Below are 21802 nucleotides of genomic sequence, written 5' to 3'. Positions count from 1 at the left end.
TCGCGGCTCACCGGGGCAGGCGGATCGCGGCCTCGAAGCCCGGCCCGCCGTTGCGCAGCAGCACGTCGCCGCCATGCTGGCGCGCGATCGCGCGGGCGATGGACAGGCCGAGCCCGACGCCACCCGTCTCGGAATTGCGCGACGCCTCCAGGCGCACGAAGGGTGCGAACACGTCCTCGACGCGTTCCGGCGGGATGCCCGGCCCCCGGTCGCGCACCAGGATCTCCACGCCGTCGCCGGCCAGCGCCAGCGAGACGCGCGCCTCCCGGCCGTATCGCACCGCGTTCTCGATCAGGTTGCGCAGGGCGCGGCGCAGGCTGTCGGGCCGGCATCGGCAGGTGACCCGGCTCCCCGCCTCGAAGCGCACGTCGTTTCCCACCTCCGCGAGGTCGTCGCACAGGCTTTCCACCAGCGCCTCTAGGTCGACGGTGGAGGTCGGCTCGGCCTCGCTCTCCTGCCGAGCCAGCGCCAGGATCGCTTCCGTCATGGTGCGCATTTCGTCGATGGTGGCGAACATGCGCGCCTGGAGTTCCTCGTCCTCCACGAACTCGGCGCGCAGGCGCAGGGTTGTCAGCGGCGTGCGCAGGTCGTGGCCGATCGCGCCCAGCATCCGCGTCCTGTCCTGGACGAAGCGGTGGAGGCGCTCCTGCATCCGGTTGAAGGCCGCCGCCGTGTGGCGGATGTCGTCCGGCCCCGTCTCGGGCAGCGGCTGCACCGCTTCGCCGCGCCCCAGCGTCTCGGCCGCCTCGGTCAGCCGGGCGAGCGGTTCGGCGATGCGCCGGATCACCGCCATCGCCACGAGGGCCACGAGCGCGGCCGTTAGGACGAAGGTGAGCGGGACAGGCGTCGACAGGATCGATCCCGAGAAGTGGTTGTAGTAGGCGGCGTTGAAGCTCGTGCCGTCGCCGAGTGGGACCACGAAGCCGGATCCGAGCTCGTCCCCGAAGGAGACGGCGCGCGCCCCGTCCGGCAGGTCGGCCGGCCAGTCGGCGGGCGGCGATCGATCGTCGGCGATCGTGACGCCGGCCAACGCGCGGGCCGCCTCGCCCGGAGGAAGCGCCGGATCGTCGCCGGCGGCGGCCCCGGAGGCGTCCAGAAGCCGGGGCAGCGGTGCGGCGAACTGCTGGTGCATGTCCCCGAGCCAAGCGGACGGATCGGGCCCGGCGTCCGGCGCGATCCAGAAGCGGCTGTACTCCGTGGCGCTGGCGCGCGCGACGCGCGGGCGCGCCTCGGCCGGCAGCGAGGTCGCGAGCCTGGCCAGCGACTGGACGCGGCTGACGAACTCCGCCTGCCCGCTGGTTTCCAGCACCTGCTTGCGCTCCTGCCAGACGAACAGGAACAGCACCACTTGCGACAGGAGCAGCGCGCCGATCAGCGCGGCCACGAGCTGACCCGCCAGCGTCTTGTGCCACAGGCGCGTCATGCCGGCAGCACCTCGGCCGCGAGACGGTAGCCGCCGCCCCAATGCGTCTGGATGAGCGACGGGTTCCTCGGGTCGGCTTCGACCTTCTTGCGCAAGCGGCTGACCTGGTTGTCGATCGAGCGGTCGAAGGCGTCTCCCTCGCGCCCCGTGGTCAGGTCGAGGAGCTGGTCGCGGGTGAGCACGAGGCCGGGATGTTCCACGAAGACCTTGAGAAGACGGAACTCGGCCGTGGACAGCGAGACCGTCACGCCGTCCGGCCCCTGGAGCTCTCGGCGCCCGAGATCGAGGAGCCAGTCGGCGAAACGCACGCGCCGGTTCGCGGGCAGCTCGCGGTGCGGCGGCACGGCGTTGACCCGCCGCAGCACGGCCTTGATGCGCGCGAGCAGCTCGCGGGCCGAGAACGGCTTGGTCAGGTAGTCGTCCGCGCCGAGCTCCAGGCCGACGATGCGGTCGGTCTCGTCGGCGACGGCGGTCAGGAAGATGATCGGCACGCTGTTCGAGGCGCGCAGTTCGCGGCAGATCGTCAGGCCGTCCTCGTCGGGCATCATGATGTCGAGGACGATCAGGTCGGGACGCTCGGTCTGGAGCAGTCGGCGCAGCGCCCGTCCGCCCTCGGCCACGCTGACGCGATAGCCCTGCTGCACGAGATACTTGCGCACGAGGTCCCGGATCTCGCGATGGTCGTCGACCACGACGATGTGCGGAGCGGCGGACATGTGGGTTCCCGATCGTTCGCGAATGACGTGTCCCGGCGATACACCGGTTGTGCCGGGCGATGGCGGAAAGTTTGTATCCGAATGTGCCGGGAGGGCCCAGGAGCGCCGTCCCGATACAATTTGCGACAAACCGCCAAGGCGGCGACACACCTTCCCGCGCCGCGCGGCGATATGACGGAACGCAAGATGGCGGGGCTCACCCTCGCGCGCTCAGATAGGTTTCCATGTCGCCCACGATCCACCCCCTCGTCCGCCGCGCCACCGGGCTCGTTGTCGCCCTGGCCGCCGTCGCCGCCCTCTCGGCCTGCACCGAGCCCGAGGCCGCCGCCCCCGCGCGCGCCGCGGCCGCGCCGGCGGAGGTCGGGTTCGTGACGCTGCATCCGCAGAAGGTGACGCTCCACAGCGACATGGCGGGCCGCGTGGTCGCCTTCCGCACGGCCGAGATCCGGCCGCAGGTCGGAGGCATCGTGGTGGAGCGCGTGTTCGAGCCGGGCAGCGCGGTGAAGGCGGGCGACATCCTGTTCCGCCTCGACCCCAAGCCCTTCCAGGCGCAGCTCGCCTCCGCACAGGCGACCCTGGCCAAGGCGCAGGCCGCGCTGCCCAGCGTCCAGGCCAAGGCCGAGCGATATGCCAACCTCTCGGCCAGCACCGTGGTCAGCCAGCAGGACCGGGAGGACGCCCAGTCGCTGTACCTCCAGACCAAGGCCGACATCGCCGTGGCGCAGGCCGCCGTGGAGACCGCGCAGATCGAGCTCGGCTATTCGGAGATCCGCGCCCCGATCGACGGCATCATCGGCACCACGAACGTGGATGCCGGCACGCTGCTCACCGCCGGCCAGTCGGACGCGCTCGCCACCATCCGCCAGCTCGACCCGGTCTATGTCGATCTCACCGAGTCCTCCGGCAACCTCATCCGCCACCGCGCCGCGCTGGAGACCGGTGCCTTCCACTCCGCCTTCGGCGACAAGTCGTCCCCGCCGCAGATCCGCCTGAGCCTGCCCGACGGCACGCCTTATCCCGAGACGGGCAAGCTGGAGGCGCGCGAACGGTTCGTCTCCGAGACGACCAGCAGCTTCACCGTCCGGGCGCAGTTTGCGAACCCCGACGCGATGCTTCTGCCGGGCCAGTACGTGCGCGCCTCGCTCGACGTCGGCATCGACGACAAGGGTTTCCTGGTGCCCCAGCGCGCCGTGTCGCGCAACAACAAGGGCCAGCCCACCGCGAGCTTCCTGACGGCCGACGACAAGGTCGAGACGCGGGTGCTGCAGATCTCCACCGACATCGGCGCGAACTGGGTCGTCACCAGCGGCGTCGCCGACGGCGACCGCCTCGTCGTGGACGGCCTCCAGAAGTTGCAGCCGGGCAAGACGGTTTCGCCGGTCGAGGTGACGCTGGACGCCGACGGCGTGGCGCATCCTGTCGACGGCGCTCCGACGGCGAACGACGGCCGGGTGGCGCAGGGCGCCGCCGCCGGCGCGAAGTCGGAGGACTGAGCCATGGCGCAGTTCTTCATCCGCCGCCCCGTCTTCGCCTGGGTCGTCGCGATCGTCATCATGCTCGGCGGTCTGCTCGGCCTGTCGCAGCTCTCCATCTCGCGCTATCCCGACATCGCCCCGCCCAACGTGCGCATCTCGGCGACCTATCCCGGCGCCAGCGCGCAGACGCTCGAGAACTCGGTGACGAAGATCATCGAGCAGAACATGACCGGCCTCGACGGCCTCCTCTACATGTCGTCGAGCTCGACCTCCGCCGGGTCCGCCTCGATCACGCTGACCTTCCAGAACGGCACCGATGCCGACATCGCCCAGGTGCAGACGCAGAACAAGCTGGCGCAGGTCACCTCCCAGCTCCCGGAGGCCGTGCAGCGCCAGGGACTGACCGTGTCGAAGTCCTCCTCGGGCATCCTGATGGTGGCGGCGCTCACCTCGTCGAACCCGTCCTATTCCTCGATCGACCTCGCCGACCTCGTCTCCACCAACCTGGAGGACGCGATCCGTCGCGTTCCCGGCGTCGGAGACCTCAACCTCTTCGGCTCGGGCTATGCCATGCGGATCTGGCTCGACCCGGCGAAGCTGGCGCAGTTCCAGCTCACGCCGGGCGACGTGACCTCGGCCGTCACCGCCCAGAACAGTCAGGTCTCCGTGGGCCAGCTCGGCGCCGCGCCCGCCGCCGCCGGCGCCCAGATGAACTTCACCATCACCTCGCAGAGCCAGCTTCAGACGCCCGACCAGTTCCGCTCGATCATCCTCAAGAACGCCACGGACGGCTCGCTGGTGACGATCGGCGACGTGGCGCGCGTCGAGATCGGCGCTGAAAGCTACGCGACCAGCGCCCGCTACAACGGCCAGCCGGCCGCCGGCTTCGGCGTGAACCTCTCCGCCGGCGCCAATGCCATCGACACGGCGGAAGGCGTCCACGCCGCGTTGGACCGGCTCAAGGGCTCGCTTCCGAGCGACGTCGAGGTCGTGTATCCCAACGACACCACGCCCTTCGTGAAGCTGTCGATCGAGAAGGTCGTCCACACGCTGATCGAGGCGGTGGTCCTCGTCTTCGTGGTCATGCTCCTGTTCCTCCAGAACTGGCGCGCCACCCTGATCCCGACGATCGCCGTGCCCGTGGTGCTGCTCGGCACGCTCGGCGTCCTCGCCGTGGCCGGCTATTCGATCAACACGCTGACGATGTTCGCGATGGTGCTCGCGATCGGCCTCCTTGTGGACGACGCGATCGTGGTGGTCGAGAATGTCGAGCGCGTCATGGAGGAGGACGGGCTGGGACCGCGCGAGGCGACCGAGAAGTCGATGCGCGAGATCACCGGGGCGCTGGTCGGCATCGCGCTGGTGCTGTCGGCCGTGTTCCTTCCCATGGCCTTCTTCGGCGGCTCGGTCGGCATCATCTACCAGCAGTTCTCGATCACCATCGTGACCGCGATGCTGCTGTCGGTGGTGGTCGCCCTGGTGCTGACGCCGGCGCTCTGCGCGACGCTGCTGAAGGCGAACCACGGCGCGCCCAAGAACCGGTTCTTCCGCGGCTTCAATCGCGGCTTCGACGCCGTGACGCGCGGCTACGAGCGCGTGACGGGGGGGATCGTGACCCGCCCCTTGCGCGTGCTTCTCGTGTTCGGCCTCATCTGCGGCGGCACGGCCCTCCTGTTCGCGCGGCTCCCGTCGTCCTTCCTGCCGGCGGAGGACCAGGGCGTCCTGATGACGCAGATCGAACTGCCGGTGGGCGCCACGCAGGCCAGGACGCTCGAGGTCCTCCGCCAGGTCGAACAGTTCTACCTCACGAAGGAGAAGGCCGACGTCGACGCGGTGTTCGCAACGCAAGGCTTCTCCTTCGGCGGCTCGGGCCAGAACCTCGCCATGGCCTTCGTCAAGCTGAAGCCCTTCGACGAGCGCACCGGCACGGGCCAGGATGCCGCCTCGATCGCCGGTCGGGCGATGCAGGCCTTCGCCGGCATCCGGGACGCGCGCGTCGTGGCGCTCTCGCCGCCGGCCCTTCCGGGCATGGGCCAGTCGGGCGGTTTCGAGATGTATCTCCAGGACGCCGGCGGCCAGGGTGCCGACGCGCTCGCCGACGCCGGCGAACGCCTCCTCCAGGCCGCTGGCTCCGACCCGATGCTCACCGGCGTGCGCCGCAACGGCACCTCGACGCAGCCGCAGCTCGACGTTCGCGTCGACCACCAGATGGCCGGCGCGCTCGGCATCGACGTCTCCGGCGTCAACGACGTCCTGTCCAAAGCCTGGGCGGGCGACTACGTCAACGACTTCGACAACAACGGCCGGATCAAGCCCGTCTACGTGCAGGCCGACGCGCCCTTCCGCATGGTGCCGAGCGACCTGGACCGCTGGTACGCGCGCAACGACAAGGGCGAGATGGTGCCCTTCTCCGCCTTCACGCAGGTCGGCTGGGACCAGGGTCCGGCGCGGCTGGAACGCTTCAACGGCCTCAGCGCCATCAACATCCAGGGTTCGGCCGGCAGCGGCACGTCGTCGGGCGAGGCCATGGCCCGCATGGAGCAGCTCGTGGCCGACCTCGGCCCCAGCTGGACGGCGGACTGGAGCGGGCTGTCGTACCAGGAGCGGCTGTCGGGATCGCAGGCGCCCCTCCTATACGCCTTGTCGGTGCTGGTCGTGTTCCTGTGCCTCGCCGCGCTCTACGAAAGCTGGACCGTGCCCTTCTCGGTGATCCTCGCGGTGCCGATCGGCGTGTTCGGCGCGCTGGTCGCGGCGACCGCGAGCGGGCTGTCCAACGACATCTACTTCAAGGTCGGCCTTCTCACCACGATCGGCCTCGCCGCTAAGAACGCGATCCTGATCGTGGAGTTCGCGCGCGACCTGCATGCGGCCGGGCGGCCGCTGATCGAGGCGACGCTGCTGGCGGCGCGCCAGCGCCTGCGCCCGATCCTGATGACGTCCTTCGCCTTCATCCTCGGCGTGCTGCCGCTGGCGGTCTCGACCGGTGCCGGCGCAGGGGCCCAGAGGGCGATCGGCATCGGGGTCATGGGCGGGATGATCGCGGCCACTGCGCTCGGCATCTTCTTCGTGCCTCTGTTCTTCGCGACGGTCATGCGCCTCGGCGCACGCCTCGCGCGTGGCCGGGCCGCCCCGCCCGCCCCGGTTGCCGAGCCGGCGGAATGATGCTTGGATTCGGGCCTGGGAGGACGTGATGACCCGATGCCTGACCGCCAAGGACTTCCCGCCCGAGCTCCTGGAGCTCTACGACGGCTACGCCCACGGGCGCGTGACCAAGCGCGAGTTCCTGGAACGGGCCGCGCGCTTCGCCGTCGGGGGCATGACCGCCGCCGCGCTGCTGGCGGCCATGAGCCCGAACTACGCGCTGGCCACCCAGGTCGAGTTCACCGACCCCGACATCGTGCCGGAATACGTCGCCTACCCCTCGCCCGAGGGGCACGGCGAGGTTCGCGCCTATCTGGTGCGGCCGGCGGGGGCCACCGGCAAGGTGCCGGGCGTCGTGGTGGTGCACGAGAACCGCGGCCTCAACCCCTATATCGAGGACGTCGCTCGGCGTGTCGCCAAGGCCGGCTTCGTGGCGCTCGCGCCGGACGGGCTGACCTCCGTCGGCCTCTATCCCGGCAACGACGAGAAGGGGCGCGAGCTTCAAGCGACGGTCGATCCCGAGAAGCTGATGAACGATTTCCTGGCGGCGGTGGACTTCCTCGCCGCCCACGAGGCGACCACGGGGCGCGTCGGCATCACCGGCTTCTGCTACGGCGGCGGCGTCGCCAACGCGGCGGCGGTGGCGCGGCCGGACCTTGGCGCGGCGGTGCCCTTCTACGGCCGCCAGCCTCGGGCGGAGGACGTGCCGCGCATCCAGGCGCCGCTCCTGATCCACTACGCCGAGCTCGACACCCGCATCAACGAGGGCTGGCCGGCCTACGAGGCGGCGCTGAAGGCGAACGGCAAGACGTACGAAGCCCACGTCTACCCCGGCGTGAACCACGGGTTTCACAACGATTCGACCCCGCGCTACGACGAGGCCGCCGCCGAACTCGCATGGGGCCGCACGATCGACTGGTTCCGCACGCACCTCGCCTGACCGCCGAGCCGGCCCCTCCCAACAGGCCTGCGGGCATCAGTCCGCGCGCGGGCCGGCTGGGTAGCCGAGCTGCCGCGAAAGCTGGATCGCGGCGTCGACGATCGAGGCGCAGCATTCCGAGAGGCGGGACGCGGGCATGCGCGCGGCGGGCGCGGCGATGTTGATCGCGGCCAGAACCGACCGGTCGATGCCGAAGACGGGCGCCGTCACGGAAACCAAGTCGTCGCTGATCTCGCCCTGGCTCACGGCGTAGCCGTTCTCGCGGATCCGTCGGAGGTGGTTCGCCAGTTCGGCCGGGTCGACGAGCGTCTTGACGGTGAAGCGTTCCAGGTGATGCGCCAGATAGTGCTCGCGCTCCGCCTCCGGCAGGAAGGCCAGGAAGATCTTGCTGGAGCCGGCATGCAGGGGGCGGCGACGGCCGATGATGGCATGGACGCGCACGTCGCGCTCGGGCTCCCATCGGGCGACGCAGATCGTCTCGAACCCCTCTCGTACGCGGAGCTGGATGGTCTCCTCGACCTGCTGGCCGACCGAGCGCATGATGGGCTCGGCCGCGCGGATGAGGTCGATCTGGGAGCGCGCGGCGTTCCCGAGCACCAGCGCCATGTAGCCGAGACGATAGGTCTTGCCTTCCCGGCCGCGCTCGAGCATGCCGCGCGCCTCCAGCGTCTTTAGCATGCGGAAGATGCGCTGCCGGCTGCCGCCAAGGACCCTGGCGATGTCGGACGCGCCGAGGTCGGGCTGCGAGGCCACGACGGCCAGGATGTCGAGCGCGAAATCCACGGCCTCGATCCGATAACCCGCCGCGTCGCCGCCCGCTCCCTGCACCGTCATGAAACCCCGATCTCGCTTCGCGCCCGCTGCGCGATCCGCTCCAGCACCGCGCCGATGTCGGCGCGGATCGTCTCGAAACGCGGTCCCTTCTCGAACGCCGCCTCATCCAAGTAAAGGGCCCGGTTCACCTCGATCTGGATGCTGTGCCGGTTTCGGGAGGGGTCGCCATAGGCGGCGATCAACTCGGCGCCCTTGTAGGGGTCGTTGACCGTCGCGCTGTAGCCCCGCTCGCGGAACAGCTCGGCGATCCAGCGGGTCAATGCCGGGTCGGCACTCGTTCCGTCCCGGTCGCTGACGACGAAGTCCGCCCGCGGGCGACCGGCGTCGTCGTTCATCGCGTTGCCGACCGACTTCATGGAATGGCAGTCGATGTGCCAGACGAAACCGAAGCGGTCGTGGAGCACGTCGAGGCTCCGGCGCAGCGCCGCATGGTACGGATCGTAGTAGACGCGGATCCAACGCTCGACGTCGGCGGCCGGAAGCAACCGGTCGTAGACCGGGATGCCCGGCAGGGCATAGCGGCGCAGGAGGCCGAAGCCCTTCCCGCTCTTGCGGCCGGGCTTGGCGGGAAAGCTCATCTGCCCCTCGAGGAGGTCCGGATCGACATCGTCGCGCGCCCGGTTGAGATCGATGAAGGTGCGCGGGAAGAACGCCCGCAGCAGGGCAGCGCCGTGGTCGGGCGCCGCGTTGAACAGCTCGTCCACATATGCGTCCCACGCCGTCAGAAGCGCCTCCCGCGGCGCGGCGTGGCGCCAGTCCGCCGGATGCCGGTTTCCGCTGTGCGGCGAGTCGAGAAGGACGGGAACCGGGTCGGTCCTTGGAACCATGATGTCGAACGTGTCGGGCAAGCCTGCGATCCTCAATTGTAACGAACAGTGTTACGTCGTCACACTGATGTTGACACACGGGTTTTCGGCGCGCAATCTGCTGCCGATCGAGCAAGCACGTTTGTTGTGCAGTGCGATCGTGCGAGGTGATATGCAGAACGCAGCCATCCAGCAGAACCGATCCGAGCCGGACACGCGGGAGCCCGCGTTGCGTGCGCTTCAGGCGGGCGTGGACGCGGCGGGGATGATGCGCTTTCTGGAGGGCATCGCGGGCCACGTGAAGCTCGCCGGCACGCCGAGCGAGCGTGAGAGCCTCGCCAAGGTCGAGGCGGCGATGCGCGCCGTCGGCTACCGCACCGAGGTGCTGGCGCACGACGCCTTCATCAGCCTGCCGGGTGCGGCGCGGCTTCAGGTCGATGGCCTTTCCTATCCGGCGATCACCCATTCCATGGCGAGGGCGACGGCGGCGGAGGGCGTTTCGGGCGGCTTGGTGGACCTGCGCGATGGCGGCGAAGCGGCCTTCGCCTCGGCCGATCTGCGTGGGCGCATCGTTCTCGTGGACGGGATCGCGAGCCCGGCCGTCGCGCGGCGGGCCTCGCGCGCCGGTGTCGGCGCGGTGATCCATGTCAGCCCGCACGAGCATCTGCACGAGATGTGCATCTCCACCGTCTGGGGCAACCCGTCGACCGGGACCATCGCCGACCTGCCCGCCTGCCCGGTGATCACCGTCTCGGACGCGCACGGCGCGGAGCTGCGCGAGCGGCTGCGCGAGGCGGGATCGCTGCAGGCCACGGTGCATGCCGAGGTCGATACCGGCTGGCGCAAGACGCCCATTCTGGTTGCCGACCTACCGTCGATGCGCGGCGAGGCGGACGAGCCCTTCGTCCTCTTCTCGGGACACCACGACACCTGGCACCACGGCGTCATGGACAACGGATCGGCCAACGCTGCCATGGTCGAGGTGGCGCGCCTGTGCGCCAGCCGGCGCGAGGCGTGGAAGCGAGGCCTGCGCATCTGCTTCTGGTCGGGCCATTCGCAGGGCCGCTATTCCGGCTCCGCCTGGTATGCCGACGAGCACTTCGCCGAACTCGACCGGCGCTGCGTGGCCCATGTCAACATCGACAGCCCCGGCGGCGTCGGCGCCGACATCCTGGCGAACACGGGCGTCGTAACGGAGCTGCGCCCGCTGGCCTCGGCGGCGATCCGGGCCGAGACCGGCGAAACGCTCGCCGGAAAGCGCAAGGCCCGCTCGGCCGACGATTCCTTCCCCGGCCTCGGCATCCCCTCCATGTTCGGCTCGCTCAGCGGCCGGGCGGTGACCGGGCTGAAGATGCGCAACGCCCTCGGCTGGTGGTGGCACACGCCCGAAGACCTGATCGACAAGATCGACCCGGCCCACCTCGCCCGCGACACGCGCGTCCTGCTGGAGGCGGTCTGGCGCCTCGTGAGCGAGGACCGCCTCCCGATCGACCAGGCGGCCAAGGTGGACGAGCTCGTGGCGGAACTCGGCCCTCTCGTCGACGCATTGGCCGACGATACCTGCGCCAAGCCGCTCCTGGAGGCCGCCCGCAAGCTGGCCGCGACGATCCGGCATCTCGATGACGGCGTGTCGGCCGGCCCGCGCAACGAGGCGGTGGTGCGGGTGTCGCGCGCGCTCATGCCCCTCGACTACACGCGGGGCGACCGCTTCGTCCACGACGATGCCCTGCCCCTTCCGGCCTGGCCCGTCCTGGAGCCGATCCGCCGGCTGGCCGCGCTGGATGCCGCAGATCCCGGCCGCCTGCCGGCGCGGGTGGACGCCGTGCGCGCCCGCAACCGCATCCTGCATCACCTGTCGCTCGCGCAAGCGGCGGTGGACCGCGCGCTGGCGCCCCGGCCCTGAACCCGACCGCTCCTCTCGACATCGGAGATCGAACGTGAAACGCCTCCTTCCAGCGATCACCGCCCTCCTTGTGGCCTACGCGGCCCCGTTTGCGCTCGCGCAGAATCTGACGGTCGGGATGAAGGGTGCGGTGGACAGCGCCGACCCGCACCTCCTCTACACGCCCAACCGCAACATCGCGCTCCAGATCTACGAGCCGCTGATCTACCAGGATCGCTTCCTGAAGCCTCAGCCCTGGCTCGCGACGTCCTGGACGGCGGTGGACGACCGGACCTGGGAGATCAAGCTGCGCGAGGGCGTCGTCTTCTCGGACGGCACCCCCTTCACGGCCGACGACGTCGTCTTCTCGCTGAAGCGCGGCCTGTCCATCGAGGGGGTGCGCACCTACCGCGCCTATCTCAAGGACATAGACACGGTGGAGGCGGTGGATCCGCTCACCGTGCGCATCGTTACCCGGCAGCCCTCGGCGGTCCTGCCCTGGAACCTGACGACCATCGGCATGGTGTCCGCCAAGGCGGCGGACGGCGCTTCGGCGGAGGATTTCGACGGCGGCCGCGCCGCAATCGGCACCGGGCCCTACAAGTGGGTCCGGTGGACGCCCGGCCAGGACGTCGTCCTGGAGCGCAACGAGACCTACTGGAACGGCGAGGAGCCGTGGGAGAAGGTCCGCGTCCGCTTCATCGCCAACGACAGCGCCCGCGTGGCCGCGCTCCTGGCGGGCGACGTCGACCTGATCGACGAGGTCCCGGGCAATCTCGCGGCGCGGGTGAAGGAGGGCGAGAACACCGCGCTGGTGGAGGATACGTCGGTCTTCGAGGTCTATCTGACCATGGACCGCTTCCGCGACGCTTCGCCCTACGTGAAGGGTGCGGACGGCGCCGCGCTCGCGAAGAACCCGTTCAAGGACGCCAAGGTCCGCGAGGCGCTGACCCTTGCGATCAACCGCAAGGGCATCGCCGAACGGATCATGCAGGGCGCGGCGACGCCCACCGGCCAGATCGCGCCCGAAGGGTTCGCGGGCTACGACGAGACGCTGCCGCCGGCCGCCTACGATCCGCGCCGCGCCAAGGCGCTTCTGGCCGAGGCCGGCTACCCCGACGGCTTTCAGCTCACGATCCACTGTTTCAACGACCGGTTCTCGGGCGATGCGCAGAGCTGCCAGGCGATCGCGCAGATGTTCTCCGCGATCGGCGTGCGCACCCAGGTCGAGACCCTGCCCGCCAGCGTCTTCTACAAGCGCGCCAACAGCGGCGGGCCGAACGGCGAACCCGAATTCTCCATGATCATGTCCCTCTACGGGACGCCCACCGGCAACCCGGTGAACAGCCTCGTCAACCTGATCCAGACGGCGGACAAGGAGCGGGGGCTCGGCGTCAGCAACCGCGGCCGGTACAGCAACCCCGAGGTCGATGCGCTGATCGCGAAGGCGCAGGCCAGCTTCGACGGCGCCCGGAGCGAGGAGCTGGCCCGGCAGGCCGCCGCCGCCGCCCTTTCCGACCAGGCGATCATTCCCCTGTTCTTCCTGAAGTCGAGCTGGGGCGTGCGCAAGGACCTGACGCTCGAGCCGCGAGGCGACGGCTTCATCATGATGCGCAACGTGCGCCCGAAGTCCTGACGGGCCGACGACCGGCGGCGCGAACCGCCAATTCATCGACACAGATCCAGGAGCGTATGGCATGTCCGCACCGACCCTCGACCGCCGCCACCTTTTGAAGCTGACGATAGGTGGCATGGCCACCCTGTCGCTCGCCGGCCTGCCCGGCCGCGCCTTCGCGCAGACCGACGCGATCCGCATCGCGCTGGCCGCTCCTCCGACCACGGTCGATCCGCATCTGCAGAGCAACGCGCCCAACAACGCGCTGGCCACGCACATCTTCGATTCCGTCGTGGTGAACGACCCCCGGTCCCAGTCCGTGCCCGGCCTCGCCTCGTCCTGGACGGTGCTGGACGACACGCGTTGGGAATTCCAGCTTCGCGAAGGCGTCGTGTTCTCGGACGGAACGCCGTTCACGGCGGAGGACGTGATCGCCTCGCTCGACCGCGCGACGACGATCGAGAGCACCTCCTCGTTCCGGACCTACACGCGCTCGATCAAGTCCGCGACGGCCGGCGAGGGCAACAAGTTGCTGATCGAGACCAACGCGCCCGATCCGCTCCTGCCCAATTCGCTCAGCCGCATCCGCATCGTCAGCGCGCAGCACAAGGACGCGCCGAGCGCCGACTTCAACAGCGGCAAGGCGGCGATCGGCACCGGCCCCTTCGTTCTGGCCGAATACGTGCCGGGCAACCGCGTCGTGCTCATGCGCAACGACCGCTACTGGGGCGACAAGTTCCCCTGGGCGCGCGTCGAGATGCAGATCGTCTCGGACGAGGCCGCACGCCTCGCCGCGCTGCTCTCGGGCGACTTCGACCTGATCGAGGAGATGCCCTACCAGGGCATCCGCAACGTCGAGGCGTCGGACCGCTTCCACGTGATCCGCGGCACGTCGAGCCGGGTCGTGTATCTCGCCATGGACCAGGCGCGCGACGTGTCGCCCTTCGTCCTCTCGAAGAGCGGCGCCCCGCTCGACCGGAACCCGCTGAAGGACGCCAAGGTGCGCAAGGCGCTGTCGCTGGCGATCAACCGCAAGGCGATCGCGGAGCGCGTGATGGAGGGCAATGCCGAGCCCGCCTCGCAGTTCCTGCCGAAGGGCGAGCCCGGCACCTCGCCCGAGATCGACGTCGACCCGTACGATCCCGAGGCCGCCAAGGCGCTTCTGGCCGAGGCGGGCTACCCGGACGGTTTCCGCCTGACGATCCACGGACCGAACGACCGCTACGTGAACGACGCCAAGATCGTGCAGGCGGTGGCGCAGATGTTCACGCGCATCGGTGTCGCGACGGCCGTGGACGTGATGCCGTGGTCGGTCTACTCGGCCAAGAACAGCCGGGCCGAGTTCAGCCTGTCCTTGTCGTCATGGGGCGTCAACACGGGCGAGACCTCGAACCCGATGACGGCGATCGTGGCGACGCCCGACAAGGAGAAGGGCCTGGGGGCCAGCAACTCCGGCCGCTATTCCAACCCCAAGGTCGACGAGATGCTGGCCGAGGCCAAGAGCATCATCGACGACGCGCGGCGCAACGCGCTCCTGTCCGAGATCTCGACGGTCGTGTTCGGCGAGCACGCGATCCTGCCGCTGCACTACGAGGCCGTGGTGGTGGGCGCCAAGAAGACGATCGACTACACGACCCGCGCCGACCAGTACACGCTCGCCATGGGCATCCGGCAGTCATGAGCGCCGCACCCACCGCAGCCCCCGGCGACCGGGGCCGCGCGACCTACGACCTCGGGCGGACGGCGATCTTCTCCTGCCGCTCGGACCCGCGCTTCTCCTACTGCCTCTACGTGCCGCCGTCGCTCGCGGAGGGCGAGACGGCGGACCTCATGGTCGCGGTCCACGGGACGGGCCGCACGTCGTTCCTCGACTTCCGCGACGGGCTCTCCGGGTTCGGGCGCTGGAACCGTTGCGCGATCCTGTGCCCGCTGTTTCCGGTCGGCGTGCTCGGCGACGGCGCCCGCAGCGGCTACAAGTACATGGCGGAGGGCGACATCCGCTACGATCGGATCGTGCTCGACATGGTCGCCGAGGTGGCGGAGAAGTACGGCCAGGACTGGAGCCGCTTCGCCATGTTCGGCTTCTCCGGCGGCGGTCACTTCACCCACCGCTTCGCCATCCTCCACCCGGACCGGCTCTGGGCCGCCTCCGTCGGCGCGCCGGGTTCGGTGACGCTGCTGGATCCGTCCCGCGACTGGTGGGTCGGCATCCGCGATCTGCCGGACCGGTTCGGCATCGCCTTCGATGCGGACGCCCTCGCCCGGGTCCCCGTGCAGATGGTCGTCGGCGACGCCGACCTGGAGACGTGGGAGATCACCCACCGGGAAGGGTCGCCCCACTGGATGGAGGGCGCCAACGAGGCCGGCCGCACGCGGCCCGAGCGCCTCGCCGCGCTCAAGGCCTCGTTCGAGACGGCGGGCGTCGCCGTCCGCTTCGACCTCGTGCCCGGCGTGTCGCACGACAGGATGAAGGTGCTGGACCGGGTCGAGGACTTCCTCGGCGCGGCCCTCGCACGGCACAGACGGGAACGGACCACGGCATGCGCATGAAGAACGGCATGGTCGTGACGGCTCAGCCGGAAGCGGCGGAGGCGGGCGCGGACGTCCTGGCGCGGGGCGGCAACGCGGTGGACGCGGCGATCGTCTGCGCGCTCGTGCAAGGCGTGGTCGATCCGCAGATGTCGAGCCTCGGCGGTTTCGGCCACATGCAGGTCTTCATGCCGAAGCGCGGCATCCACGAGGTCCTGGAATTCTACGGGCGCGCGTCGCTGTCGCTGACGCCCGACGTGTGGACGCACCTTCTGGACGGCCAGTCGCGCGACGGCTTCGCCTTCCTCCTGTCCGACGGCCGCAACGAGATCGGCTATCAGGCGGTGTGCACGCCGGCGGCCGTGCGCGGCTATGCGGACGCGCTCGCGCGCTACGGCTCGCTCACCTGGGAGGACGCGCTCGCGCCGGCGATCGAGCAGTCGCGCGCCGGCTTCATGGTGCGCCCGCACGTCCACTGGTACTGGTCGCTCGACCAAAGCGCGTCCGGCCAGGTCAACGTGGCCGACAGGCTGCGCTTCAGCGAGACGGGTCGCCGCGTCTACTTCAACCCGGACGGCTCGCTCAAGCGCCCCGGCCAGATCGTCGTGAACCCGGACCTCACCCGCACGCTGGAGCGCCTGGCGGCCGGCGGGCCGGAGCTCTTCTACACCGGGGAGATCGCCGAGGAGATCGTGGCGGACATGGCTGCGGCCGGCGGCTTCATCGGCCGGGACGACCTCGCCCGCTACGAGACGCAGGTGACCGAGCCGCTCTGGGGCTCCTACCGCGGCCATCGCATCGCCACCTCGCAGCCGCCCTCGAGCGGCATCGCGATGCTGGAGCTGCTCCACATCCTGGAGAACTTCCCCATCGGCGCGATGACGCACGGCGGGGCCGAGCACGTGCGCGTGCTCGCCGAAGCGATGAAGCGGATGACGGTCGACAAGGACACGTTCATGGGCGACCCCGCCTATGTGGACGTTCCGGTCGAGCGCCTCCTGTCGAAGGACTATGCCGCCTCGCTGGCCGCCGAGATCCGTGCCGGCCGTCGTGCCGAGGTCAAGCGTCTCGACAAGTCGTCGCGCGACACGACCCATGTCTCGGTGGTGGACCGCGACGGCAACGCCGTGGCGCTCACGCATTCGCTCGGAAGCCCCTCCGGCGCCATCACCGATGGGCTCGGCTTCATGTACAACGGCCTGATGAGCCGTTTCGACCCCCGGCCCGGCCGGGCCGCCTCGATCGCGCCGGGCAAGCGGCGCGCGAGTTCCGCCGCGCCCACCATCGTGTTCCGGGGCGACGATCCGTTCGTCGTCATGGGCGCGCCGGGCGGAAGCTACATCGCGCCGGCGATGGCGCAGGGCATCATGAACGTGATCGACCACGGGATGTCGATGCTGGAGGCGGTCAGCGCGCCGCGCATCGTGGCCGTCTCGGACGCGATCGACGTGTCGAACCGCATCCGGCGCTCCGTCACCGCCGAGCTCGAACGCGACGGCTACGACGTGAAGCGCGCGTGGCAGAGCTACGCCTTCGCCGCGCTTCACGGCATCCAGGTCGACGACGGCCTCTGTCGCGGTGGGGCGGACCCCCAGCGCGACGGCATGGCCCTCGCGGTCTGACGCGCCGGCCGCAGGGCGCCCGATCCGCGCGCCCTGGCCACTTCGGAACCATCGGCAGGGTAGGAAACCATGTTCATATGGCTCGGCAAACGCCTCGTGCAGGCGGCCTTCGTGATGCTGGCGATGACGGTGATCGTGTTCATCGGCGTCAACGTGATCGGCAACCCGGTCGACATCCTGATCGCGCCCGACGCCGACCAGGCCGAGCGCCTGCGCGCCATCCAGCAGCTCGGCCTCGACCAGCCGCTCTGGGTCCAGTACTTCGAGTTCGTGCGGAACGCCCTGCGCGGTGATCTCGGCGACAGCTACGTCTTCAACCAGCCTGCGCTCCAGGTCATCCTGCAGCGCCTCCCCGCGACGCTGGAGCTGGCGATCAGCGCGATGGTGCTCTCGGTCGTGATCGGGATCCCGCTCGGCCTCTACGTGGGGCTGCGTCCGAAATCCTGGACCGCCAAGGGCCTGATGGCCGGCAGCATCCTGGGCTTCTCGCTTCCGACCTTCTGGATCGGCCTGATGCTGATCATGGTGTTCTCCGTGCAGCTCGGCTGGCTGCCTTCCAGCGGCCGGGGCGAGACGGCCTCGCTGCTCGGCGTCCAATGGTCGTTCCTGACCTGGGACGGGCTGCGCCACCTGCTTCTGCCGGCGATCAATCTGTCCTTGTTCAAGGTGGCGCTGGTCATGCGGCTCACCCGCGCCGGCGTCCAGGAAGTGCTCCCGCAGGACTACGTGCGCTACGCCCGCGCCCGCGGCCTGTCCGAGCGCCGCGTCGTCGGCGTCCACGTCCTGAAGAACATCCTGATCCCGGTGGTGACGGTGATCGGCCTCGAGTTCGGCTCGGTGATCGCGTTCTCGGTGGTCACGGAAAGCATCTTCGCCTGGCCCGGCATGGGGAAGCTCATCATCGACTCCATCAACGTCCTCGATCGGCCCGTGATGGTCGCGTACCTGATGATGATCGTGCTGGTCTTCGTGGTCATCAACATGGTGGTCGACATCATCTACACGCTGCTCGATCCGCGCGTGCGCCTCAGCACGAAAGGAAACATCTGATGTCCGTCTCCTACGAACCCGAGATCGGGCCGGTGATGGAAACGGCGGACGACAAGTCCTGGCGCCGCTTCCTGCGCGACTTCGCGTCGGACAAGCTGGCGGTCAGCGCGCTGGTGGTGCTGGTGCTGATCGTGCTGGCGGCGCTTCTCGCTCCGCTGATCGCCCCGCAGAACCCCTACGACCTGATGCAGCTCGACATCATGGACGGCCTGATGCCGCCGGGCTCGCCGTCCATGGCGGGCGGTTACGACTACCTCCTGGGGACGGACGACCAGGGGCGCGACATGCTCTCGGCCATCCTCTACGGCCTGCGCATCTCGCTCCTCGTCGGTGTCCTGTCGGCCATCGTGGCCGCCTTGTTCGGCGCCAGCCTCGGCCTGTTCGCCGCCTACAAGGGCGGACGGACCGAGAGCGTCATCATGCGCCTGGTGGACCTGCAGCTTTCGTTTCCCTCGATCCTGATCGCTTTGATGATCCTCGCCTTCCTCGGCAAGGGCGTCATGAACGTCGTGCTGGCGCTCATCATCGTGGAATGGGCGACCTATGCGCGGGCGGCGCGCGGCACCGCCCTCGTGGAGAGCCGGCGCGAATACATCGAGGCCGCCGGGTGCCTCGGCGTGCCGCTGCACCGGATCATCTTCCGCCACCTCCTGCCCAACTGCCTCCCGCCGCTGATCGTCATCGCCACGGTACAGATCGCGCGCGCCATCGCCCTGGAAGCCACCCTGTCGTTCCTCGGCCTCGGCGTGCCGGTGACCGAGCCGAGCCTCGGTCTGCTGATCTCCAACGGCTACCAGTACATGCTGTCCGGCCAGTACTGGATGAGCGTCTATCCGGGCGTCGCCCTGGTCCTCACCATCGTCGTCATCAACCTCGTCGGCGACCATCTCCGAGACATCTTCAACCCGCGAGGACGCGCCTGATGAGCGACATCGCCCTGTCGTCGGCCGAGGCGGCGCCCGTCGCCGCGCAACGCCCCCTGCTCTCCGTGCGCAACCTCAGGACGTCGTTCCTGCGTCGCGGCGTCTGGCTGCCGGTGGTGCACGACGTGTCCTTCGACATCGCCCGCAAGGAGACGCTCGCGGTGGTCGGGGAATCCGGCTCCGGCAAGAGCGTCTCGGCCATGTCGGTGATGCGGCTGCTGCCCCCGTCCACCAGCCGCATCGAGGGTCGGATCGATTTCGAGGGCCGCGACCTCCTGTCCTTGCCGGCGGAGGAGATGCGGGCCATCCGCGGCAACAAGATCGCGATGATCTTCCAGGAGACGAGCCTGAACCCGGTCTACACGATCGGCTTCCACATGATCGAGACGCTCCGCCAGCACCGGAAGCTGTCGCATGCCGAGGCGCGCAAGGCGGCGATCGAACTCCTGGAGAAGGTCCGCATCCCCTCCGCCGAGCGGCGTCTGGACGAGTACGCCCACCAGTTCTCGGGCGGCATGCGCCAGCGCGTCATGATCGCCATCGCCCTCGCCTGCCGGCCCAAGCTGCTGATCGCCGACGAGCCGACCACCGCACTCGACGTCACCATCCAGGCGCAGATCCTGGAACTCATCCGGACGCTGCAGGAGGAAGAGGGCATGTCCGTCCTCTTCATCACCCACGACATGGGCGTGGTGGCGGAGATCGCGGACCGCACGGTGGTCATGTACCAGGGACACGCCGTGGAATCGGGCAGCACGGCGCAGATCTTCAAGGCCGCGGGCCACGTCTACTCCCGCGCGCTCCTCGCGGCGGTGCCCCGCCTCGGCGAGATGGATTCCCACGCCCGCCCGCTGCGCTTTCCCGTGGTGGACAAGACGACGGGCCTTTCCGAACCGGTGCGGGAGGCGGCCGATACGGTCGAGGCGGCCCGGAAGCCCATCCTCGACGTGCGCAACCTCGTCACCCGCTTCCCGATCCACGCCGGCACCTTCGGCGGCCTCACGGGCCGTGTCCACGCGGTGGAGAACGTCTCGTTCTCGCTGCAGGAAGGAGAGACGCTGTCGCTGGTCGGCGAATCCGGTTGCGGCAAGTCCACCACCGGGCGTTCCATCATGCGCCTCGTGCGCCCCACGAGCGGTTCGGTGACGGTGGACGGCGTCGACGTGCTCGCGCTCGGCGACCGGCAGTTGCGCGACCTGCGCCGGCGCATGCAGATGATCTTCCAGGATCCCGTATCCAGCCTCAACGCGCGCATGACGATCGGCGACGCCATCGCCGAGCCGTTCCTGGTGCACAAGCTCGGAAGCCGCCGGCAGGCGCGCGACAAGGCGGCGGACCTTCTGGAGAAGGTCGGCCTCCGGCCCGACATGGCCTCGCGATATCCGCACGAGTTCTCCGGCGGCCAGCGCCAGCGCATCTCCATCGCCCGCGCGCTGATGCTCGATCCGAAGTTCATCATCGCCGACGAAAGCGTCTCCGCGCTCGACGTGTCGGTGAAGGCGCAGATCGTCAATCTCCTCCTGGACCTCCAGGAGTCGCTGAAGCTCGCCTATCTCTTCATCAGCCACGACATGGCAGTGGTGGAACGGGTGAGCCACCGCGTCGCGGTGATGTATCTCGGCGAGATCGTGGAGATCGGCCCTCGCGCGGCGGTCTTCGGCAACCCGCAGCATCCCTATACGCGCAAGCTCCTGGCCGCCGTGCCGGTCGCCGATCCCGCACGCCGACACCTCGAGCGCCGGGTCTCCAACGACGAGATCCTGAGCCCCGTGCGTCCCGTCGACTTCGTTCCGCCGACCCGCACCTATCGCGAAGTCTCCCCCGGCCACCTCGTCCACGAAGCCTGACCGCCCGGCCCGGCGGTCCCTTCGCCGACGGTGGCGATGCCCCCCGGCGCCGCGTCACGGAGTGGGCGCGGCACCGAGCGTCGGACGCCGGTGCCGCCCTTCCCCAGGCTGCGCTACCGCGAGACCTCGGCCGGTAGCGGCTCGCCGAAGGCGTCGCGGTAGATCGCGTCGAGCGTTCCGTCCGCGAGACGCGCCGCCACCCACTCGTCCACCTTCGCGAGGAGACGGTCCTCGCCCTTGCGCACGCCGATGCCGGTCACGTTCGTCTTGAGCACCACGGCTGATACCATGTCGAGGTTGGGATTGCGCTGGCGCACGGTCGCCAGGAGGGCCGGCGCCGTCACGTAAGCGTCGGCCTGGCCGCTGAGAACCGCGGTGATCGAGGTCGCGTCGTCCTCGAAGCGGACGATGTTCGTGCCCGCGACGGCGTTCTTGGTGATCTCGGCGTCGTTCGTCGAGCCGCGGGTGACCGCGACGCGCTTTCCGACGAGGTCGACGAGCGAGGCGACGCCGGCTTCCTTCGGCGCGCCCACCACGATCTGGATGCCGCTATAGGGGCGCGAGAAGTCGATGACCTGCCTGCGCTCGTCGGTGATCGAGAGCGTCGAGATCACGACGTCCGCCTGGCCGGTGATCAGGTAGGGGATGCGGTTGGCGGGCGCGGTCGGCACGATGGCCAGCTTGACCCCGAGGTCGGAGGCGAGCCGCTTGGCCACCTCCACTTCCGATCCGGCATAACCGCCCTGCGCGTCGAGCGAGGAATACGGAGGCGCGGCCGGATCGATCGCGACGCGGATCGCGCCGCCCTTCTGGATCGTGTCCCATGCATCGGCCATCGCATTCGGCACCATCGCGAACGTCGCCAGCGCCAGCGCCGCCGCAGCCGCGACACGACGTCCATATCTTCCCTTGAACATGGTTCCCCCCGAATTGTGATGAATGCCGGTCCGGAAGTGATGGGTAGGCCCGACCGTGAAGCGTTCGGCCTAGGCGCCCACG

16 protein-coding genes are annotated in these 21802 nt (G+C 69.5%); 11 read left to right on the top strand and 5 right to left on the bottom strand.

Features of this window, described 5'->3' with window-relative positions:
* Nucleotides 1-7 precede the first annotated feature (7 nt).
* Entirely contained in the window at nt 8-1423 is a 1416-nt protein-coding gene (locus D3218_RS08655) for a HAMP domain-containing sensor histidine kinase (protein WP_119539597.1), read from the bottom strand.
* Nucleotides 1420-2139 carry a response regulator gene (locus D3218_RS08650; protein WP_119539596.1) on the bottom strand — a complete coding sequence of 240 codons (720 nt, stop codon included), beginning with the start codon at nt 2137-2139 and terminating at the stop codon, nt 1420-1422. Before D3218_RS08650 ends, D3218_RS08655 begins: the two co-directional genes overlap by 4 nt.
* 224 nt (nt 2140-2363) lie before the next feature.
* On the opposite strand from D3218_RS08650, the gene D3218_RS08645 reads away from it, so the two are divergent.
* Genes D3218_RS08645 through yghX form a run of 3 tightly spaced genes read left to right on the top strand, consistent with a single transcriptional unit; the run spans nt 2364 to nt 7695 of the window.
* Nucleotides 2364-3632, top strand: coding sequence for an efflux RND transporter periplasmic adaptor subunit (locus D3218_RS08645; protein WP_119539595.1), 1269 nt, complete (start codon nt 2364-2366; stop codon nt 3630-3632).
* Between the two features lie 3 nt (nt 3633-3635).
* A complete protein-coding gene (locus D3218_RS08640) occupies nt 3636-6776 on the top strand; it encodes an efflux RND transporter permease subunit (RefSeq protein WP_119539594.1) in 3141 nt (1046 codons plus the stop codon).
* Nucleotides 6777-6804: 28 nt separating this feature from the next.
* Complete coding sequence (gene yghX, locus D3218_RS08635; RefSeq protein ID WP_119539593.1) at nt 6805-7695, top strand: YghX family hydrolase; 891 nt, start codon at nt 6805-6807, stop codon at nt 7693-7695.
* 36 nt (nt 7696-7731) lie between these two features.
* Here yghX and D3218_RS08630 read toward each other — a convergent pair whose 3' ends face one another.
* Both D3218_RS08630 and D3218_RS08625 read right to left on the bottom strand, forming a co-directional pair.
* Nucleotides 7732-8529, bottom strand: a complete 798-nt coding sequence (locus tag D3218_RS08630) for an IclR family transcriptional regulator (RefSeq protein ID WP_119539592.1) — start codon at nt 8527-8529, stop codon at nt 7732-7734.
* Entirely contained in the window at nt 8526-9377 is an 852-nt protein-coding gene (locus D3218_RS08625; protein ID WP_210209659.1) for an N-formylglutamate amidohydrolase, read from the bottom strand. The genes D3218_RS08630 and D3218_RS08625 overlap by 4 nt, the downstream gene beginning before the upstream one ends.
* A gap of 130 nt (nt 9378-9507) precedes the next feature.
* Between D3218_RS08625 and D3218_RS08620 the strand changes: the two genes are divergently transcribed.
* From D3218_RS08620 to D3218_RS08585, 8 genes are all read left to right on the top strand, one after another.
* Entirely contained in the window at nt 9508-11238 is a 1731-nt protein-coding gene (locus D3218_RS08620) for a M28 family peptidase (RefSeq protein ID WP_168990463.1), read from the top strand.
* A gap of 34 nt (nt 11239-11272) precedes the next feature.
* Nucleotides 11273-12853, top strand: coding sequence for an ABC transporter substrate-binding protein (locus D3218_RS08615; RefSeq protein ID WP_168990462.1), 1581 nt, complete (start codon nt 11273-11275; stop codon nt 12851-12853).
* Between the two features lie 61 nt (nt 12854-12914).
* The gene (locus D3218_RS08610) at nt 12915-14513 is read left to right on the top strand and encodes an ABC transporter substrate-binding protein (protein WP_119539589.1); all 1599 of its coding nucleotides are present in this window, start codon (nt 12915-12917) and stop codon (nt 14511-14513) included.
* Nucleotides 14510-15382, top strand: coding sequence for an alpha/beta hydrolase family protein (locus D3218_RS08605; protein ID WP_119539588.1), 873 nt, complete (start codon nt 14510-14512; stop codon nt 15380-15382). Before D3218_RS08610 ends, D3218_RS08605 begins: the two co-directional genes overlap by 4 nt.
* Nucleotides 15379-16983 carry a gamma-glutamyltransferase gene (gene ggt / locus D3218_RS08600; protein ID WP_119539890.1) on the top strand — a complete coding sequence of 535 codons (1605 nt, stop codon included), beginning with the start codon at nt 15379-15381 and terminating at the stop codon, nt 16981-16983. The genes D3218_RS08605 and ggt overlap by 4 nt, the downstream gene beginning before the upstream one ends.
* A 69-nt stretch (nt 16984-17052) precedes the next feature.
* Nucleotides 17053-18033, top strand: coding sequence for an ABC transporter permease (locus D3218_RS08595; RefSeq protein WP_119539587.1), 981 nt, complete (start codon nt 17053-17055; stop codon nt 18031-18033).
* A gap of 35 nt (nt 18034-18068) precedes the next feature.
* A complete protein-coding gene (locus D3218_RS08590; RefSeq protein ID WP_210209662.1) occupies nt 18069-18956 on the top strand; it encodes an ABC transporter permease in 888 nt (295 codons plus the stop codon).
* The gene (locus D3218_RS08585) at nt 18956-20803 is read left to right on the top strand and encodes an ABC transporter ATP-binding protein (RefSeq protein ID WP_119539585.1); all 1848 of its coding nucleotides are present in this window, start codon (nt 18956-18958) and stop codon (nt 20801-20803) included. The genes D3218_RS08590 and D3218_RS08585 overlap by 1 nt, the downstream gene beginning before the upstream one ends.
* A gap of 113 nt (nt 20804-20916) precedes the next feature.
* Here the strand turns inward: D3218_RS08585 and D3218_RS08580 are convergent, their stop codons facing one another.
* Nucleotides 20917-21720, bottom strand: a complete 804-nt coding sequence (locus tag D3218_RS08580) for a transporter substrate-binding domain-containing protein (RefSeq protein ID WP_119539584.1) — start codon at nt 21718-21720, stop codon at nt 20917-20919.
* Nucleotides 21721-21802 lie beyond the last annotated feature (82 nt).

Source organism: Aureimonas flava (assembly GCF_003583935.1).
Classification (GTDB): Bacteria; Pseudomonadota; Alphaproteobacteria; order Rhizobiales; family Rhizobiaceae; genus Aureimonas; species Aureimonas flava.
Note: the sequence above shows the minus strand (reverse complement) of the source record. Positions and strands in the feature narration are given on the sequence as shown.

Coding starts and splice junctions, on each gene's coding strand:
- D3218_RS08655 (WP_119539597.1), bottom strand. CDS start 1,423: ATGACGCGCCTGTGGCACAAGACGCTGGCGGGTCAGCTCGTGGCCGCG.
- D3218_RS08650 (WP_119539596.1), bottom strand. CDS start 2,139: ATGTCCGCCGCTCCGCACATCGTCGTGGTCGACGACCATCGCGAGATC.
- D3218_RS08645 (WP_119539595.1), top strand. CDS start 2,364: ATGTCGCCCACGATCCACCCCCTCGTCCGCCGCGCCACCGGGCTCGTT.
- D3218_RS08640 (WP_119539594.1), top strand. CDS start 3,636: ATGGCGCAGTTCTTCATCCGCCGCCCCGTCTTCGCCTGGGTCGTCGCG.
- yghX (WP_119539593.1), top strand. CDS start 6,805: ATGACCCGATGCCTGACCGCCAAGGACTTCCCGCCCGAGCTCCTGGAG.
- D3218_RS08630 (WP_119539592.1), bottom strand. CDS start 8,529: ATGACGGTGCAGGGAGCGGGCGGCGACGCGGCGGGTTATCGGATCGAG.
- D3218_RS08620 (WP_168990463.1), top strand. CDS start 9,508: ATGCAGAACGCAGCCATCCAGCAGAACCGATCCGAGCCGGACACGCGG.
- D3218_RS08610 (WP_119539589.1), top strand. CDS start 12,915: ATGTCCGCACCGACCCTCGACCGCCGCCACCTTTTGAAGCTGACGATA.
- D3218_RS08605 (WP_119539588.1), top strand. CDS start 14,510: ATGAGCGCCGCACCCACCGCAGCCCCCGGCGACCGGGGCCGCGCGACC.
- ggt (WP_119539890.1), top strand. CDS start 15,379: ATGAAGAACGGCATGGTCGTGACGGCTCAGCCGGAAGCGGCGGAGGCG.
- D3218_RS08595 (WP_119539587.1), top strand. CDS start 17,053: ATGTTCATATGGCTCGGCAAACGCCTCGTGCAGGCGGCCTTCGTGATG.
- D3218_RS08590 (WP_210209662.1), top strand. CDS start 18,069: ATGGAAACGGCGGACGACAAGTCCTGGCGCCGCTTCCTGCGCGACTTC.
- D3218_RS08585 (WP_119539585.1), top strand. CDS start 18,956: ATGAGCGACATCGCCCTGTCGTCGGCCGAGGCGGCGCCCGTCGCCGCG.
- D3218_RS08580 (WP_119539584.1), bottom strand. CDS start 21,720: ATGTTCAAGGGAAGATATGGACGTCGTGTCGCGGCTGCGGCGGCGCTG.